At 37.0% G+C, this 17,420-nt stretch carries 18 protein-coding genes; 17 read left to right on the top strand and 1 reads right to left on the bottom strand.

The genetic code is table 11. From position 1 onward, the window contains the following. Nucleotides 1-14 precede the first annotated feature (14 nt). The 10 genes from sdhA (at nucleotide 15) to ssuD (ending at nucleotide 9,322) form a co-directional block, all read left to right on the top strand. Complete coding sequence (sdhA, locus tag NIZ91_18325; protein USY54663.1) at nucleotides 15-1,808, top strand: succinate dehydrogenase flavoprotein subunit; 1,794 nt, start codon at nucleotides 15-17, stop codon at nucleotides 1,806-1,808. Further along, nucleotides 1,809-2,582, top strand: coding sequence for a succinate dehydrogenase iron-sulfur subunit (gene sdhB, locus NIZ91_18320; protein ID USY54662.1), 774 nt, complete (start codon nucleotides 1,809-1,811; stop codon nucleotides 2,580-2,582). A 158-nt stretch (nucleotides 2,583-2,740) separates the two neighbouring features. Next, nucleotides 2,741-2,965: a spore germination transcription factor GerE gene (gerE, locus tag NIZ91_18315; GenBank protein USY54661.1), complete on the top strand. Its 225-nt coding sequence runs from the start codon at nucleotides 2,741-2,743 to the stop codon at nucleotides 2,963-2,965. Between the two features lie 184 nt (nucleotides 2,966-3,149). Beyond that, a complete protein-coding gene (locus NIZ91_18310) occupies nucleotides 3,150-3,473 on the top strand; it encodes a hypothetical protein (GenBank protein USY54660.1) in 324 nt (107 codons plus the stop codon). A 197-nt stretch (nucleotides 3,474-3,670) separates the two neighbouring features. Beyond that, a complete protein-coding gene (locus NIZ91_18305) occupies nucleotides 3,671-4,171 on the top strand; it encodes a cation:proton antiporter regulatory subunit (protein USY54659.1) in 501 nt (166 codons plus the stop codon). Between the two features lie 3 nt (nucleotides 4,172-4,174). Then, nucleotides 4,175-5,380, top strand: a complete 1,206-nt coding sequence (locus tag NIZ91_18300) for a cation:proton antiporter (protein USY54658.1) — start codon at nucleotides 4,175-4,177, stop codon at nucleotides 5,378-5,380. A 203-nt stretch (nucleotides 5,381-5,583) separates the two neighbouring features. After that, on the top strand, nucleotides 5,584-6,327 hold the full coding sequence (locus tag NIZ91_18295; GenBank protein ID USY54657.1) for an ABC transporter ATP-binding protein: 744 nt from the start codon (nucleotides 5,584-5,586) through the stop codon (nucleotides 6,325-6,327). Between the two features lie 21 nt (nucleotides 6,328-6,348). After that, nucleotides 6,349-7,341 (top strand): aliphatic sulfonate ABC transporter substrate-binding protein, encoded by a 993-nt coding sequence (locus NIZ91_18290; GenBank protein USY54656.1) that lies wholly within the window; start codon nucleotides 6,349-6,351, stop codon nucleotides 7,339-7,341. A 49-nt stretch (nucleotides 7,342-7,390) separates the two neighbouring features. Beyond that, the gene (locus tag NIZ91_18285; GenBank protein ID USY57226.1) at nucleotides 7,391-8,200 is read left to right on the top strand and encodes an ABC transporter permease; all 810 of its coding nucleotides are present in this window, start codon (nucleotides 7,391-7,393) and stop codon (nucleotides 8,198-8,200) included. A gap of 21 nt (nucleotides 8,201-8,221) precedes the next feature. Continuing rightward, nucleotides 8,222-9,322: an FMNH2-dependent alkanesulfonate monooxygenase gene (gene ssuD / locus NIZ91_18280; GenBank protein ID USY54655.1), complete on the top strand. Its 1,101-nt coding sequence runs from the start codon at nucleotides 8,222-8,224 to the stop codon at nucleotides 9,320-9,322. 40 nt (nucleotides 9,323-9,362) lie between these two features. On the opposite strand, the gene NIZ91_18275 is transcribed toward ssuD, so the two are convergent. Beyond that, entirely contained in the window at nucleotides 9,363-9,569 is a 207-nt protein-coding gene (locus NIZ91_18275; protein USY54654.1) for a hypothetical protein, read from the bottom strand. 236 nt (nucleotides 9,570-9,805) lie between these two features. Here NIZ91_18275 and NIZ91_18270 point away from each other — a divergent pair, with 236 nt between their 5' ends. From NIZ91_18270 to rph, 7 genes are all read left to right on the top strand, one after another. After that, on the top strand, nucleotides 9,806-11,803 hold the full coding sequence (locus NIZ91_18270; GenBank protein USY54653.1) for a penicillin-binding transpeptidase domain-containing protein: 1,998 nt from the start codon (nucleotides 9,806-9,808) through the stop codon (nucleotides 11,801-11,803). Between the two features lie 424 nt (nucleotides 11,804-12,227). Then, entirely contained in the window at nucleotides 12,228-12,812 is a 585-nt protein-coding gene (locus NIZ91_18265; GenBank protein ID USY57225.1) for a DUF47 domain-containing protein, read from the top strand. Nucleotides 12,813-12,825: 13 nt separating this feature from the next. Continuing rightward, nucleotides 12,826-13,827, top strand: a complete 1,002-nt coding sequence (locus NIZ91_18260; protein ID USY54652.1) for an inorganic phosphate transporter — start codon at nucleotides 12,826-12,828, stop codon at nucleotides 13,825-13,827. A gap of 224 nt (nucleotides 13,828-14,051) precedes the next feature. After that, nucleotides 14,052-14,471: a MarR family transcriptional regulator gene (locus tag NIZ91_18255; GenBank protein USY57224.1), complete on the top strand. Its 420-nt coding sequence runs from the start codon at nucleotides 14,052-14,054 to the stop codon at nucleotides 14,469-14,471. Between the two features lie 4 nt (nucleotides 14,472-14,475). Then, complete coding sequence (gene racE, locus NIZ91_18250) at nucleotides 14,476-15,276, top strand: glutamate racemase (protein USY57223.1); 801 nt, start codon at nucleotides 14,476-14,478, stop codon at nucleotides 15,274-15,276. 122 nt (nucleotides 15,277-15,398) lie between these two features. Then, a complete protein-coding gene (locus NIZ91_18245; GenBank protein ID USY54651.1) occupies nucleotides 15,399-16,484 on the top strand; it encodes a GerMN domain-containing protein in 1,086 nt (361 codons plus the stop codon). A gap of 179 nt (nucleotides 16,485-16,663) precedes the next feature. Then, complete coding sequence (gene rph / locus NIZ91_18240; GenBank protein USY54650.1) at nucleotides 16,664-17,386, top strand: ribonuclease PH; 723 nt, start codon at nucleotides 16,664-16,666, stop codon at nucleotides 17,384-17,386. Nucleotides 17,387-17,420: the final 34 nt, after the last annotated feature.

Raw genomic sequence — 17,420 nt, 5'->3', positions numbered from 1 at the left:
GGAGTGAGGTTACAATGAGTAAAGGAAGAATTATTGTTGTTGGTGGCGGCTTAGCGGGCTTAATGGCGACAATTAAAATTGCTGAGTCTGGCAAACAAGTTGATTTGTTTTCATTAGTTCCAGTGAAGAGATCTCACTCAGTTTGCGCTCAAGGTGGTATTAACGGAGCTGTAAATACAAAAGGTGAAGGAGATTCACCATGGGAACACTTTGACGATACGGTATACGGCGGAGACTTTTTAGCCAATCAACCTCCAGTAAAAGCAATGTGTGAAGCTGCTCCAGGAATTATTCACTTATTGGACCGTATGGGTGTTATGTTTAACCGTACTCCTGAAGGTTTGTTAGACTTCAGACGATTCGGAGGAACACAGCATCACAGAACGGCCTTTGCAGGCGCAACAACAGGTCAACAACTTCTGTATGCACTAGATGAGCAAGTTCGTCGTTATGAAGTAGCAGGACTCGTAACAAAGTATGAAGGTTGGGAGTTCTTAGGGGCAGTATTGGATGACGAGCGCACCTGTCGAGGGATTACTGCACAAGATTTAAAGTCTATGGAAATTAAAACATTCCCTGCAGATGCGGTAATCATGGCAACAGGTGGACCTGGTATTGTTTTCGGAAAATCAACGAACTCAGTTATTAATACTGGTTCAGCGGCATCAATTGTGTACCAACAAGGAGCATACTATTCAAATGGAGAGTTTATCCAAATTCATCCAACAGCTATTCCTGGAGACGATAAGCTTCGCTTAATGAGTGAATCAGCTCGTGGTGAAGGTGGACGTGTTTGGACATATAAAGACGGTAAACCTTGGTATTTCTTAGAAGAAAAATATCCTGCTTATGGTAACTTGGTACCTCGTGACATTGCAACACGTGAAATATTTGATGTGTGTGTAGCGCAAAAACTTGGTATTAACGGCGAAAACATGGTGTATTTAGATCTCTCTCATAAAGACCCAAAAGAACTTGATATTAAGCTTGGTGGTATCATTGAAATTTATGAAAAATTCATGGGGGATGACCCACGTAAAGTACCAATGAAAATCTTCCCAGCTGTTCACTATTCAATGGGCGGACTGTGGGTAGACTATGATCAAATGACAAATATCCCAGGTCTGTTTGCGGCAGGCGAGTGTGATTATTCTCAGCACGGTGCAAATCGCTTAGGTGCTAATTCACTTCTGTCAGCGATTTATGGCGGTATGGTTGCCGGTCCAAAAGCTGTTGATTACATTAAAGGTTTAGAGAAAAGTGCGGATGCTCTACCAACAAGCCTGTATGATCAACATGTAAAACAGGAAGAAGAAAAATGGCAAAGCATTATGTCAATGGATGGGACAGAAAACGCGTATATTCTTCATAAAGAGTTAGGAGAATGGATGACTGACAACGTGACAGTTGTGCGTTATAATGACAAGCTATTACAAACAGATGAGAAAATTCAAGAGCTTATTGAACGCTATGATCGTATTAATATTAACGACACAGCAAAATGGAGTAACCAAGGTGCAACGTTTACTCGTCAGCTTCAAAATATGCTTCAGCTTTCTCGCGTAGTTACGCTAGGGGCATATAATCGTAACGAAAGCCGTGGCGCTCACTACAAGCCTGAATTCCCAGATCGTAACGATGAAGAATTCTTAAAAACAACAATGGCTCAATTTGTTGATAAGAAAAAGGCACCAGCTTTCCATTATGAAGAAGTAGACGTGTCATTAATTAAGCCACGTAAACGTGACTACACAAAGAAAAAAGATGAGAAAAAAGTAACGAAAAAACAACAAGAGGGGGTTCGTTAAATGAGTGCACAACAAACGGCACAAAAAACAGTTCGTTTTGTTATTACTCGTCAAGATTCGCCAGAGACAGCTCCTTATAATCAAGAATTTGAGATACCTTATCGTCCAAATATGAACGTAATTTCTGCACTAATGGAAATTCGCCGTAACCCTGTTGATGCAAACGGAAATGAAACAACGCCTATTAACTGGGATATGAACTGCTTAGAAGAGGTTTGTGGAGCATGTTCAATGGTCATCAACGGCAAGCCGCGCCAATCTTGTACAGCTCTAGTAGATAAGTTAGAACAGCCGATTCAACTTCAGCCAATGAAGACATTTCCTGTTGTTCGTGACTTACAAGTTGATCGAAGCAGAATGTTTGACTCATTAAAGAAAGTAAAAGCATGGGTTCCAATTGATGGAACATACGACTTAGGACCAGGTCCTCGTATGCCTGAGAAAAAGCGTCAGTGGGCATACGAACTTTCAAAATGTATGACGTGTGGGGTTTGCTTAGAAGCATGTCCAAACGTTAATGATAAATCAAACTTCATCGGGCCAGCACCACTTTCTCAAGTACGTTTATTTAATGCTCATCCAACTGGAGCTATGAATAAAGGAGAAAGACTAGAAGCAATCATGGAAGATGGAGGCCTTGCAAACTGCGGTAACTCACAAAACTGCGTGCAGTCTTGCCCAAAAGGTATTCCATTAACAACATCAATTGCAGCGCTTAACCGAGACACAACTATTCAAGCATTCCGTAACTTCTTTGGTAGCGATCAAGTATAATAGAAAAAGAGCTCAACAGCTTTTCCAGCTGCGGAGCTCTTTTTTATTTAAAAAAACTTAGAATACAGTAACCCATTTATTACTTCCTACATAAGATATGGTGACTAAATTTACACCCATCCGATAGTTCAACTCAGGATCAGGCAAGGAGGGTTACATTGAAAGAAAAAGAGTTTCAACCTAAACCACTGCTGACAAAGCGTGAAAGAGAAGTATTTGAACTTCTAGTACAAGACAAAACAACAAAAGAAATCGCGAGTGAACTATTCATTAGCGAGAAAACAGTGCGCAATCACATTTCAAATGCGATGCAAAAGCTTGGAGTTAAGGGGCGTTCTCAAGCAGTTGTCGAACTCCTTCGTATGGGGGAACTTGAATTATAACATGAGCGGGGTATCCCTTTTGGGAACCCGCTTTTTGTTAGTTACTTTGAATGTATCATTAGGGAAAGTTGGGATAAATAAAAATATACATAAATGAAACTTATCGCTTGAATACAAAACATATCCTCCGTATAATGAATAGTGAGAAAAAATTTCTCTATTTTAGAAAAAAGGAGGTGTAGATATGAGGAAAGTATGGTTTTCAATAATGTTGTTTATGCTGCTTGGTTTACCTTTAGGAAATTTGCCAGTTTCGTTCAATGATGGCACACAGCCATATTCTACTGTGGATACTGTAGCCTTAAATCACCCTACGGAAAGCGTACAGCACTCACCTGGTTTAAAACCAATTACTAAGCATTTTAATTTATCATTGGAGACGGGATATACACCTGTTTTACCTATTATTAAAGATGAACAACCTCAACTATATGAAAGTCAAAAAGAGTCTTTTATTCTCCGACAATCCTTTATTTATGCAAAACAATTTCAAACAAATTACCTCTGACCATTCAACAACTTAAATTCTACTTTTACCTTACTAAAAAATGATGTTTAATAAGGCTATTTGTTGTGCGCATTTTTATGTATTAAACGTCACTTTTAAAACTCCAAACCTCAATACTTTTATTGTTTAAAATTATTCTATTTAAAAATGATTGACTGTGAAAAAAACACTATTAATCTTATAGGAGCTGTTTATTTATGGTTATTAGAGAATCTGAGCTTCCAGGTATCGGAAGGAAATTTGAGATTGATACACAGGAAGGAAATCGTATTGTCATTATTCTTCATGATGACGGTCGTCGTGAAGTATATTACTTTGACAAAAGAGACTTAGAAGAAAGCGCATTTGATATTACGCTTAACGATACGGAAGCAAGACAGTTAGCTGCCATTTTAGGAGGCATGATTTATAAGCCAAAGGCGATGGAAACAATCGAGGTTGCCTTTAATGATCTTATCATTGAATGGTATAAGGTCGAGCCTGGTGCAGAAGCTCATAATCAAACAATTGGTAATATTGATGTTCGTAGTAATTATGACGTAACCATTATCGCGATTATGAAAGGACCTAAAACAAAGCTTTCTAGTCCTGGTCCAGATACCGTCATTGAAGAAGGAGATACGCTCGTTATTTCTGGTGAAAGAGGCAACCTGAAAAGGTTAATTGCAGAGCTTCTTTCAAAAGGAGGTAGCGCTTAATCCATGGATCATTTAGTTTTTGAAGTAGGAACAGCGCTAGTATTAGTGGCAGTAGCTGCTGTTTTGGCAAATAAATTAAAATTTACTATTATTCCATTTTTAATCTTATTAGGAATGGCTGTGGGTCCGCATGCTCCAGAATTTGGAGACCTAAGCTTTAAGTTTATTGAAAGTGAAGAAATTATCTCTTTTATGGGCAGGATTGGAGTGCTATTTCTTCTCTTTTACTTGGGGTTGGAATTTTCAGTGGGAAAGTTAATTAAATCGGGGCGGTCTATCGCCGTTGGTGGTTCCATTTATATCTTAATTAACTTTAGTCTTGGTTTGTTGTATGGATACTTGACAGGTTATCCTCTTTTAGAAGTACTGATTATGGCTGGTATTATTACGATTTCTTCAAGTGCAATTGTTGCTAAAGTTCTGGTTGATTTAAAGCGAACGGCTAATCCAGAAACAGAACTTATTTTAGGGATTATTATGTTTGAAGATATTTTCCTAGCAGTCTATTTATCCGTCGTGTCAGGGCTTGTACTCGGTGACCACACATCCGTCTTGAGCTCTGTTCTATCGGTTTTAATTGCATTTGGTTACATGCTGTTGTTCTTTATTGTTGCTCGAAAAGCAACGCCTTTACTCAACAAACTATTAAATATTTCTTCTAATGAAATCTTTATTATTGTTATATTTGCAACGCTGTTTTTTGTTGCTGGATTTTCAGAAACAATTCACGTTGCAGAAGCAATCGGAGCATTGTTGTTAGGCCTAGTGTTTTCAGAAACGGAGCACCGGGATCGCATTGAACATTTAGTCATTCCATTTAGAGATTTCTTTGGTGCGATTTTCTTCTTTAGTTTTGGATTAAGTATTGATCCTTTAACGTTATTAGATGCTGCATGGTTAGCAACCGGGGCAGTTGTTTTAACAATCATAGGGAATTTCACGGCTGGTATGATAGCAGGTCGGAGAAGTGGTTTATCTCACAAAGCATCAACAAATATTGGGTTAACAATTGTGTCACGGGGGGAGTTCTCAATTATTATGGCCAATATTGGTATAGCGGGTGGACTGGCTTCAATTTTACAGCCATTTGCCGCTCTGTATGTACTCATTTTAGCCATTCTTGGCCCATTATTAACAAAAGAATCAAAGATGATTTATGGATTGTTAAATAAAGTTTTTAAATGGAAAAAGGTTGAAAAGTCTTATTAATCTTAGTTGACAAATCGGAATAATGTGATAAAATTCAAAATAATCAAACGAATAGATTGTTATTTTGAGTAATTGCTGATCGGCCAACCGAAAGCTTCTACCTATTTTAGGTAGGAGCTTTTCTTATTTTTTGGGGGTGATTACGTGGATTGTTTCTGTAAAAAAGCAATACATTGTTTGTTTATCACAAAGGGGGTAAATCATTGAGTGTACGTTTAGAAAGAATCACAAAGCGTTTTGTAAATAATAATAAATTTACTGTTGTGTTAGAAGATGTAACTGTTGATATTGAGCAAGGAGATTTTGTTACGTTGATTGGCCCTAGCGGTTGCGGGAAAAGTACGTTGTTAAAAATGATTGCAGGGTTAGATACAGACTTTGATGGAAGCGTGAAACTCGATGGCCAGGTAGTTGAGGGTCCATCTTTAAAAAAAGGAATGATTTTTCAAGAACATCGTTTGTTTCCATGGTTAACGGTTGAAGAAAATATTGCAGCAGATTTGTCGTTAAAAGATAAGCAGATTCGTAAAAAAGTAGATGAGTTAATTGGTATTGTTCGCTTGCAAGGTTTTGAAAAGTCGTATCCTCGTGAGCTGTCTGGTGGAATGTCTCAGCGAGTAGCAATTGCTAGAGCGCTTTTAAGAAATCCAGACGTACTGTTGTTGGATGAACCTTTCGGAGCTTTAGATGCGTTTACGCGTACACATTTACAAGATGTACTTTTAGAGATTTGGAACCAAAAGAAAACGACAATGATTTTTGTGACGCATGACTTAGACGAATCTATTTATTTAGCTAATAAAGTAATGGTTATGAGTGCGAAGCCAGGAAAAGTTCGCAGTATAATACCAATTGATTTGCCTTATCCAAGAAGGAAAGCTGATCAATCCTTTCAAAAAATGAGACACCGTGTATTAAAAGAGTTTGAAGAAGTTGGTATTCACTAAAACAATTGGAGGAATGGTACAGTGAAGAAAATAAGTTTAATCGTACTTTTTTTAGCTTTATTAGTCATAGCAGGATGCAGCTCATCGTCAGCCAATACAGAACAAAAAGCGAAAACAGTTACCATTGGTATTCAACAAAGCTTAGGCCCATTATTATTGGCTAAAAATAAAGGATGGTTTGAAGAAGAATTCGAAAAGATTGGCGTAAAAGTAAAGTGGACAGAGTTTCAGAGCGGTCCGCCACATTTTGAAGGAATTGCATCAGATCGTTTAGACTTTGGGCAAGTAGGCAATTCGCCTGTTATTTCTGCTCAAGGGGCTGATATTCCATTTTTAGAAATCTCAAATGCAAGTGATGGATTAAAAGGGAACGCGATTGTCGTACAACGAGGTAGTAAGATTAATACAATTAAAGACTTAAAAGGAAAAAAAGTAGCGGTTGCTAAAGGAAGCAGTGGTTTTAACTTCTTATATCGAGCAATTGATGAAGCTGGTTTAAAGCCTGATGACGTTGAAATTATACAGCTACAACCTGATGAAGCACAGCCTGCATTTGAAAATGGATCAGTTGATGCATGGGCAATTTGGGAGCCGTTTATTTCAGTTCAAGAAATTAAAAATGGAGCTCGAGTTTTAGAAAATGGAGAATCTTTAGGGATTTATTCGCCAGGTTTTACCATTGTAAGGGAAAAGTTTGCAAAAGAAAATCCAGACTTAGTTGTACACTTTTTAAAAGTTTATGAAAAAGCACGTGTATGGCAAAACGAAAACTTTGACGAAACGGTAGAAATCTTTGCCAAAGAAAAGAAAATTGATTCTAAAATCGTAAGGAAAGTATTGGAAAATAACCCACCTATAAATATACCTATTACAGATGAGATTATTGCTGAACAGCAGAAAACAGCTGACTTTCAGTATTCATTAAGCGTAATTAAGAAAAAGATCGATACGAGTAAGATTGTGGACAATAGCTATATTGAAAAAGCACTGAAAGAGCTAGAAGAAGGTGAATAAAGTGGAGAAATCAACTGCTGTTACGAGTCACATTCAGCCTAGAGTGGTTGTGAGTGAAGAAAATCAAACAAAAACCAAATCGAAAAGTCAGAATAAAAAGAAAGTTTTGTTGAGAGGCTTATTATTTCCAACTCTACTAACAATCGTATGGCAAATTATTGGTTCAATGGGGATTGTATCGAGTACAGTACTGCCTACACCTTTAGATATTGTTATCGCGTTTCAACAATTGATTCTAACAGGAGAGCTTCCAAGCCACTTGCAGGTTAGTATCTTTCGAGCTGCTCTTGGTTTTTTAGTTGGAGCGGGACTTGGATTAGTCTTTGGAATTATTGTTGGATTTTCAAGTAAAACTGAAGCGTATATGGATCCATCCATCCAAATGCTTCGTACGGTACCACATCTAGCGGTTGCTCCATTATTTATCTTGTGGTTTGGTTTTGGTGAAGTGTCAAAGGTACTTTTAATTGCTAAAGGAGCATTCTTTCCGATTTATGTAAACACATTTTTAGGAATTAGAGGAGTGGATTCAAAATTATTTGATGTTGCTCGCATCTTACAGTTTAGCAGATGGAAGCAAGTAACAAGATTAATTCTTCCAGCTGCTTTACCAAGTATTCTGTTAGGAATTAGACTATCGCTGGGCATTGCTTGGCTAGGGTTAGTCGTAGCAGAGCTTATGGGATCAAGTGAAGGTATTGGTTATATGATTATGGATGCGAGACAGTTTTCTCAAACAGATATTGTTTTTGTGGGTATCATTATTTTTGCTGTAGTTGGTAAACTGTCGGATTCATTTGTTCGGCTGCTCGAAAAGCGGTTATTGAAATGGAGAGAAAGTTATACAGGGACACATTAACGAATAAAGGGGAGAAAGATTATGAAAATATTATGGTTTATTCCGTCTCACGGCGATGGGCGTTATTTAGGAACAAATAAACGAGGAAGATCAGCTGACTATACGTATTTTCGTCAAGTTGCTCAAGCTGCTGATAGATTAGGATACGAAGGTGTACTTATACCTACTGGTAAATCTTGCGAAGACCCGTGGCTGTTGGCTGCATCGTTAATTCCAGAAACAGAGCGTCTGAAGTTCCTTGTGGCCGTTCGTCCAGGTATTATGACACCGACGGTAGCAGCCCGGATGACATCGACGTTGGACAGAATCTCAAATGGCCGCTTATTGGTAAACGTTGTAACAGGAGGAGATCCAGTTGAGCTTGCAGGGGATGGTGTTTTCTTAAATCACAATGAGCGTTATGAAGTAACTGATGAGTTTCTATCGGTATGGAAAAGGTTATTAAAAGGTGAGAAAGTCAACTTTCATGGAAGTCATATTCGCGTTAAAGAAAGTGAGCTATTGTTTCCGCCAGTACAACAACCACATCCGCCTATCTATTTTGGAGGGTCATCAGAAGCAGGTCAGCACGTTGGAGCTCAGCATTCAGATGTATACTTAACTTGGGGAGAACCAGTAGAACAAGTAAAACAGAAGATAAAGGCTGTTCAGACAAAAGCAAATGGCCGTGATATTAAGTTTGGTATCCGCTTGCATGTTATTGTTCGTGAAACAGAAGAGGAAGCATGGCAAGCAGCAGATAGATTAATTCAACATCTGGATGAAAAAACGATTCAAGCTGCACAAGCTACATTTGCTCGTTATGATTCAGTTGGTCAACAGAGAATGTCTTCTCTTCACCATGGTACAAGAGACCAGTTAACTATAGCTCCTAATTTATGGGCTGGAGTTGGATTGGTTAGAGGAGGCGCTGGTACGGCACTAGTTGGGAGTGCTGAAAATGTAGCAAAACGCATAAAGGAATATCATTCCATTGGAGTGGATACATTCATCTTATCTGGCTATCCACATCTAGAAGAAGCTTATAATGTAGCAGAGCTGCTGTTTCCCCTTTTACCTGTAGGTATAAAAACTCAATCGCCTATTGGAGAAGTGGTAGCAAATCATTCGTTTCCGAAATAATAGATAATAAAAAAAAGCCGACTCATAAAAGAGCGGCTTTTTAGGTTGTTGGTTTTGGTTTAGTAGGAACAGCTTGATCGACTTTTTTAGTTTGCTGGATATAGACTTTAAATAAGAAGATATTTAAGCATCCTAATGTTAAAAACAAAGGTGCGAAATAATATTCTTTTACGAGAAACAAAACGAAAACGCTTCCAAAACAGAACAGAGAACTAAATAAAAAGTAAAACTGTAAGAACTTTTTCACTTTAATCGCCTCCTGTTTACAACTTCTTACACTTATTATATCAAATGATTAACAAAATAGACACAAAATATTCACAAATTGTTCAAAAAAATTTCGCAAAACATCTTGAATTTTTGTCGAAAACAATCATATGTGTATGATGTATAACAAATGAACGAAAAAAGTTGCTTAAATTGAGAATGTATATGTAAAATTTAATATTAAAGGAAAAAAGTACAAGTGAAGGGGATGAATCGATGAAAAGATTTAAAATGCTTTGTTTGATGCTGTTAATCATGATTATAGCGGGCTGTTCAAATGAAGAAGCAGCAAACGATCGCTTTAAACAATATGTGAAGCTTTGGAATGACCAAAAATTTGAAGACATGTATTCTTATCTATCTCAAGAAGCTAAAAAAGATTTGGCAAAAGATGAGTTTGTAGCTAGATATCAAAAGATTTATAATGCAGCTGAAGTAACCAATTTAAAAGTAAAGATTATAAAATCTGAAGAAAAGCCAGAAAATAGTGAAATTTCTTTGCCGTTTGAAATAAGCATGGATACGGTAGCTGGTAAAATTTCTTTTAAAGAAAATGTGCTATTGGTTGAAGAAAAAGTTGGTGATCAAAGCACGTGGAACGTATCTTGGAAACCTAATATGATTTTTGATGAAATGACACAAGGAGATGAAGTAAGCGTTAGAACATTACGAGCTGAACGTGGAGAGATTACTGATCGTTCTGGAAGCTATTTAGCTCAGAATGGAAATGCTTCTCAAATAGGAATTGTGCCAGCAAAGTTTAATGCAAAATTAGATGAGAATAAAGAGAGCTTAAGCAAGCTTTTAAATATATCTACTGAAGAAATTGATAAGGCGCTTAACGCTTCATGGGTAAAAGAAGACCAGTTTGTACCAATCAAAACCATGACGGAAGAAGAAGCTTTAAAAGGAGAAGAGCAGCTTCTAAGTGTTGAAGGAGTTCAAATAAATAATGTACCTGCACGTATTTATCCGTGTGCTGAAGCATGTGCACATCTAGTAGGTTATGTAGCTCCCGTGACGGAAGAGTTTTTAACAGAACACAAAGGTGAAGGGTACAACTCCCAGTCTAGCGCTGGTTTAATTGGTATAGAAGCTCAATATGAAAAGACCTTGCGTGCCAAAGATGGAGCCATCATTTCAATTATCGGTTCTGATGGTAACATAAAAAAAGAAATTGCAAGTAAGAAAGTTGAAAATGGAAAAGACTTGAAGCTGACGGTAGATGCAGATATGCAAAAAAAGCTGTATGAACAAGTAAAAGGCGAAAAGGGTCTAGGAGTTGCAATTCATCCTTTAACAGGAGATGTATTAGGAATGGTTAGTGCACCTTCTTTTAACCCAAACCATTTTTCTTTGGGAATTACATCTACAGAGTATAGTAAATTATCTAACGATGCAGATAAGCCGCTATTAAATCGTTTTAACAAAACATATTCACCTGGCTCTACATTTAAATTATTATCTGCAGCACTGATTGCTGATAGTGGGAAATTTGATTTGAGCGAAAAGAGGAAAATCGGTGATAAATGGCAAAAAGATAGCGGTTGGGGTGATTTTTATATCACACGTGTAGGCAGTCAGCCTAATGTGAATTTTCGAGATGCGCTTGTCACATCAGATAATATTTATTTTGCCCAAGCCATAACAGAATTAGGAGTAAAAGCGTTTGAGCAAGGTAGTGAAAAATTCGGCTTTAACGAAAAGTTACCAATTGATTTTCCGTTTCAAACATCTAAAATTTCACAAAGTAATTCTATAGACTCTGAACTTCTTTTAGCAAATTCAGCGTATGGACAAGGAGAAGTACAGGTTAGTCCTCTCCATCTAGCATCTATTTATTCTTCTATTGTAAACGATGGTAATATGATTAAACCAAAGCTTATTATGAATGAAGAAGCAGAGCTAGAATTTTGGAAGAAAGATGTAATGAGCAATGAAGCAGCTTTAAACATTAAGGAAAGTCTGATTGGTGTTATTGAAGATTCTAATGGCACAGCAAAAGAAGCGAAGATAAATGGTTTAACACTTGCTGGAAAAACTGGTACAGCAGAGTTAAAACTTTCTCAAGGGGAAAAAGGAAAAGAGAATGGTTGGTTTGTAGCAGTCGATACGGAGTCACCGCATTTACTGGTAGCTATGATGGTTGAGGATGTAAAAAAAGGTAGTCATGATGTTACGCCAAAGGTGAAAAATATATTTAATCAAACATAACAATTAAATAAGAAAAAAAGAGGGGAGAATTTAAGTACTCCCCTTCTTCTTGATTTCGATTTAATTTTCTGAATAAACAAAAATGTTAAAAGTTTGTAAATCTCAATATTATCCAATTGTTTGTTATCCCTTGATACAACAAGGATTTGTATAATAAGGGAATAAAATTGTAAAGTTAAGTCTTTACAATTCATCTGAAAACATATTGACATTCATGCATAATAGGAGTAATTTTTGTTTTGGTATTAAAAAATTCAGTGAAAAAGCTAAGTTTTTGTCGAATGATGTAAAAAGACATAATCTATGATAAAAGCTTGATTAAAATAGGGACTAAAAAAATTACATATAACGAGTCCTTATAGAGGTTAATAAATTGGATGGAGGCTTTACCGTGATTAAAAGGAAAAAAGACAAATTTTCTGAAATGTTGCTTGATATTGCTCAAAACCTAAAAGAATCAGCTGACTTTTTAGGTAACTTTGAATTAAACAATGTATCAGATTTAAAAGAATTCGCTAATGTATTAAAAGCATACGAATCAAAAGGTGACCAGTATGTTCATACAGTAATTACAGAACTAAATAAAGCATTTATCACACCGATTGAACGTGAGGATATTTTACAATTAGCGATGAGTCTAGATGACGTATTAGATGGTATTGATAATTTTGCTGCTATGCTGGAAATTTACTCAATTGCAAAATTTGATGAATATGTAAAAGAATTTGTGAAGAATATTCAAAGCTGTGCAGCAGAAATTTTAGTAACAATCAATCTTTTATCTGAAAAGAAATTATCTCAAATTAGTGCACATGCAATTAAAATTAAAGAGTATGAGTCTCAATGCGATATTTTATATAGAAAAGCATTGAAGCAACTGTTTTCTACATGTAAAGATCCAATTAAAGTAATTCAGTATAAAGAAATTTATGAAATATTAGAAGAAGTGGCAGATTACTGTCAGACTGTTGCTAATAACTTAGAAACAGTTATCATGAAGAACGCGTAAAGGGGCAATAAAATTGGATTCACTGTTACTTTTAACTATCCTTGTTGTTGTTGGAGCGCTTGCCTTTGATTTTATCAACGGATTTCATGATACAGCAAATGCAATTGCTACGTCTGTTTCAACAAAAGCGTTAAAGCCTAGACATGCCATTATTATGGCGGCAACAATGAACTTTGTAGGCGCAATGACTTTTACAGGAGTTGCAAAAACAATTACAAAAGATATCGTTGATCCATTTACACTTCAAAATGGATCCGTTGTAATACTAGCTGCGTTAATCGCTGCAATTGCGTGGAATTTAATTACGTGGTACTACGGAATACCTAGTAGTTCTTCTCATGCTATTATCGGTGCTATTGCAGGAGCTGCCATTGCAGCAGCGGGATTTGGTGCGTTAAACTATGGTGGTTTTATCAAAATTATTCAAGCTCTTATCTTCTCACCAATTCTTGCTTTTGTGGTTGGTTATATTGTATATACCATTATAAAGTTAGTCTTTAAACATAATAGCAATTTATCTAAGACTAACAAGCAGTTTCGACATGTTCAAATCTTAACAGCGGCATTACAATCTTACACTCACGGAACGAACGATGCTCAAAAAGCGATGGGGATTATTACAATGGCTTTAATTGCAAATAACATGCAGAGCTCAACTGATATTCAGTGGTGGGTACAGCTCTCTTGTGCATTAGCAATGGGAATTGGAACATCTGTTGGTGGTTGGAAAATCATCAAAACAGTTGGTGGTAAGATTATGAAGATTCGCCCGGTAAACGGTGTAGCAGCAGATTTAACCGGTGCAGCGATTATTTTTGGAGCGACTTTTATTCACCTACCAGTTAGTACGACGCATGTTATTTCATCATCAATCCTTGGTGTTGGCTCAGCTCATCGTATTAAAGGTGTTAAGTGGGGGACGGCACAGCGCATGCTAATTACATGGGTTATTACGTTGCCAATCTCCGCTACGTTAGCAGCAATTGCGTATTTTATCTTAGATTTATTCTTTTAAAGAAGCTCATTATGCGAGCTTCTTTTTTTATTTATCTAAATGAAGGGTTAAATTTTACACAGCTGTTTAAGTTCTAGCTTGAAAAAGAGCATGAAAAAGAGGACAATAAATATGATGGTTATGAAAATACATAGCGCACTATGTGTTCAGATAAAAATAGAAATAAGGTCAATTCCTTAGAAGGTTAGAAAGGTGGTATATGATTGCGAGATCAAGATGAAAGCATGGTAGTAGAGTTGGAAAGGTCGCTTCGGCATATTGAAGCAATCATTAAGCAAAAAGGTAGAGAAATTTTAGGTCAGTATTCAATTACTCCGCCCCAATTTATTGCATTACAGTGGTTGTTTGAGCGTGGAGATATGACAATTGGTGATTTGTCTAATCGAATTTATTTAGCTTGCAGTACCACAACTGATTTAGTAGATCGTATGGAAAAAAACAAATTGGTGATAAGAGTAAAAGATCCAAAAGATAGACGAGTTGTTCGTATCCATTTGCTTCCGGAAGGAGAGCGAATTATTGAAGAAGTCATTTATAAAAGAAGAGGTTATCTAGAAGGTGTACTGAGTGACTTTTCAAAAGAGGAAATAAAAGATCTTCAAGGTAAATTAAAGAGATTACATGATGAAATGAAAGAAAAATGAGGCGATTTTTGTGAGTAGACCAATAGGTGTTATTGATTCAGGTGTAGGTGGATTAACTGTTGCGAAAGAAATTATGAGACAGCTTCCGAAAGAACAGATTATGTATATCGGAGATACAGCCCGCTGTCCATATGGGCCCCGACCAAGTGAAGAAGTGAAAGCTTTTACTTGGGAGATGACGAATTATTTAGTAGAGCGCAATATAAAGATGCTCGTCATTGCCTGTAATACAGCTACGGCTGTTGTGCTTGAAGAGATTCAGCAGCAGTTAGATATTCCTGTACTTGGGGTCATTCAACCTGGTTCTCGTGCAGCGCTTAAAGTGACGAAAAATCATAAAATAGGTGTCATCGGAACAAACGGTACGGTCAAGAGCCAGGCATATACACATGCTCTTAAAGCTTTGCATAATCGAGTAGAAGTAGATAATCTAGCTTGCCCACTATTTGTACCGTTAGTCGAGAGCGGTAATTATGAAAGTGACGAAGCTTTACGGATTGTAAAGGAAACCTTAAGGCCGTTGACTAACACGGATATTGATACGTTGATTTTAGGATGTACTCACTACCCGCTGTTACGACCAGTTATTCAACAGGTAATTGGAAGTGGTGTCCAGCTGATAAGCTCTGGTGAGGAGACAGCGATTGAGGTGAGCGCTATCTTATCCTATAGTAATTTACTAGCATCAAGCGATGAATTACCTGAGCATCAATTTTTTACAACGGGATCGGTTGAGCTTTTTCAATCTATTGCATCGAAGTGGTTTGAACATCCGGTGTATAACGTAAATCATATTGTTTTATAATCAATACGAAAGGAGCAGTGAGAGGTCGCTGCTCCTTTCGTATGAAAAAATAAATTCCTTCGGTCTAAAATAAAAAAAGGCTCGTATACATAATAGTACAAACCGTCTGAGGAGGGGAAGAAATGTCTAAAAAGACAAATCTTATCATGGTGTCAGCAGTGGTAGCTACATCGGTACTATTATCGGGGTGTGGGATGTTTGGCGGTGAAAAAACGGCAGAAATTGATCCACCAAAAGATGTCACCTATGTTAAAGATGAAAAAGCATTGGAAACCGAAGGTAAAGTAGCAAAAGAAGGAAACGATCAAAAAAAAGAAGCAGCAAAGTCTAAAGCTGAAAATAAAACAGAAGTTTATTTAATTGATAAAAATGGCTATGTTGTGCCTCAAACATTAACTATGCCGAATGAAAAAGGTGTTGCAAAACAATCCCTTGAGTATTTAATTGAAGGTGGAGAAGTTTCAAATCTGTTGCCAGATGGTTTCCGCGCAGTGTTGCCAGCAGATACCCGCGTATTAGGAACAAAGTTGGAAAAAGATGGGACGATGATTGCTGATTTTTCACCTGAGTTTGCCAATTATAAAAAAGAAGATGAACTGCGTATTTTACAAGCGATTACTTGGACGCTTACTCAGTTTGACGGAGTAAAAAAAGTTAAGCTTCGTATTAATGGTTATGATAAAGACACAATGCCAGTTAATAATACGCCAATTAGCGAAGGGTTAAGCAGAGCGGATGGCATTAACTTTGATAATGCAGGTGTTGTAAATATTACTCAAACAAAGCCGGCTACAGTTTATTATTTAGCTCAAAACGGGAAGCACACGTACTACGTTCCTGTTACGAAACGAATCAAGGCGAATGAGAGCGATATGTATACAGCTATTGTTAATGAGTTAGTGGAAGGCCCATCTGCTTCTTCAGGGCTTGTTACAGACTTTAATCCAGATGCACAGCTTGTATCTAAGCCGAAATATGCGGATGGTAAGTTAACGTTAACGTTCAATGAAAACATTTTTGGTAATCTGAAAGGAAGCAAAGTATCTCAACAAGTATTAGATTCACTTGTCCTTTCATTGACAGAGCAAAAAGGTGTTGAGAGCGTTGCGATTAAAGTAGATGGTAAGAAGACGTTAACAAATGAAGAAGGAAAAAAGTTAACTGAGCCAGTTTCTCGACCGAAAAATGTGAACACAAAAAGTTTCTAAAAATTTTCTTACTATATTGATGGTTAAAATATGAGAGGTGCGCTTATAAAAGCGACCTCTTTTCTTGTTGGATAGGTATGCTTATGAATGATATAGGTATATAATAAAAAGTGTTGTGTTTGACATCGTTTTATACGAAATGATACATATAAAAAAATCATATTTAAGGAGGAGAACATATGCGCAATGATGGTCGAAATCAAAAGGAAATGCGTCCGGTTACCATTCAAACGGAATACTTAAAGCACCCTGAAGGTTCTGTGTTAATATCTGTAGGAGATACGAAAGTAATTTGTACAGCAAGTATTGATGATCGAGTACCACCTTTTATGCGTGGTCAAGGAAAAGGTTGGATTACGGCTGAATATTCTATGCTTCCAAGAGCAACGCAGCAGCGAAATATTCGTGAATCTACTAAAGGAAAAGTGACGGGGCGTACAATGGAAATCCAGCGCTTAATTGGGCGTGCTCTCCGCGCAGTTGTAGATTTAGATAAAGTGGGCGAAAAAACAATCTGGATTGATTGTGATGTTATTCAAGCTGATGGAGGTACTCGTACAGCATCTATTACAGGAGCGTTTGTTGCAATGACCCTCGCTTTTGAAAAGCTTCTTAAAGAAGAAAAGATTAAGGAAATGCCAATTACAGATTATCTAGCTGCTACGTCTGTTGGAATACACGATGAACATGGTGCGATTCTAGACTTGAATTACGAAGAAGATTCAACTGCAGCAGTTGATATGAACATTATTATGACAGGGCAAGGTAAATTTGTTGAGCTTCAGGGAACAGGTGAAGAGGCAACGTTTTCTAAGCAAGAGCTTGATGAATTAATTTCTTTGGGAGAAAGCGGAATTAAGCACCTTATTGAAGCGCAAAAGCAAGTACTTCAATCGCTATAAGAAAAGATATTAACATTAGGTGTGGAGGAGATTA

Source organism: Bacillus sp. 1780r2a1 (assembly GCA_024134725.1).
GTDB lineage: Bacteria > Bacillota > Bacilli > Bacillales > Bacillaceae_H > Priestia > Priestia aryabhattai_A.
The sequence above is the reverse complement of the archived record's forward strand: the minus strand, read 5'-3'. Positions and strand labels throughout refer to the sequence as shown.

What these genes read in the sequence shown, in the direction of transcription:
- sdhA (USY54663.1), top strand. Translation starts at nt 15, where the DNA reads ATGAGTAAAGGAAGAATTATTGTTGTTGGTGGCGGCTTAGCGGGCTTA.
- sdhB (USY54662.1), top strand. Translation starts at nt 1,809, where the DNA reads ATGAGTGCACAACAAACGGCACAAAAAACAGTTCGTTTTGTTATTACT.
- NIZ91_18310 (USY54660.1), top strand. Translation starts at nt 3,150, where the DNA reads ATGAGGAAAGTATGGTTTTCAATAATGTTGTTTATGCTGCTTGGTTTA.
- NIZ91_18305 (USY54659.1), top strand. Translation starts at nt 3,671, where the DNA reads ATGGTTATTAGAGAATCTGAGCTTCCAGGTATCGGAAGGAAATTTGAG.
- NIZ91_18300 (USY54658.1), top strand. Translation starts at nt 4,175, where the DNA reads ATGGATCATTTAGTTTTTGAAGTAGGAACAGCGCTAGTATTAGTGGCA.
- ssuD (USY54655.1), top strand. Translation starts at nt 8,222, where the DNA reads ATGAAAATATTATGGTTTATTCCGTCTCACGGCGATGGGCGTTATTTA.
- NIZ91_18270 (USY54653.1), top strand. Translation starts at nt 9,806, where the DNA reads ATGAAAAGATTTAAAATGCTTTGTTTGATGCTGTTAATCATGATTATA.
- NIZ91_18265 (USY57225.1), top strand. Translation starts at nt 12,228, where the DNA reads ATGTTGCTTGATATTGCTCAAAACCTAAAAGAATCAGCTGACTTTTTA.
- NIZ91_18255 (USY57224.1), top strand. Translation starts at nt 14,052, where the DNA reads ATGGTAGTAGAGTTGGAAAGGTCGCTTCGGCATATTGAAGCAATCATT.
- NIZ91_18245 (USY54651.1), top strand. Translation starts at nt 15,399, where the DNA reads ATGTCTAAAAAGACAAATCTTATCATGGTGTCAGCAGTGGTAGCTACA.
- rph (USY54650.1), top strand. Translation starts at nt 16,664, where the DNA reads ATGCGCAATGATGGTCGAAATCAAAAGGAAATGCGTCCGGTTACCATT.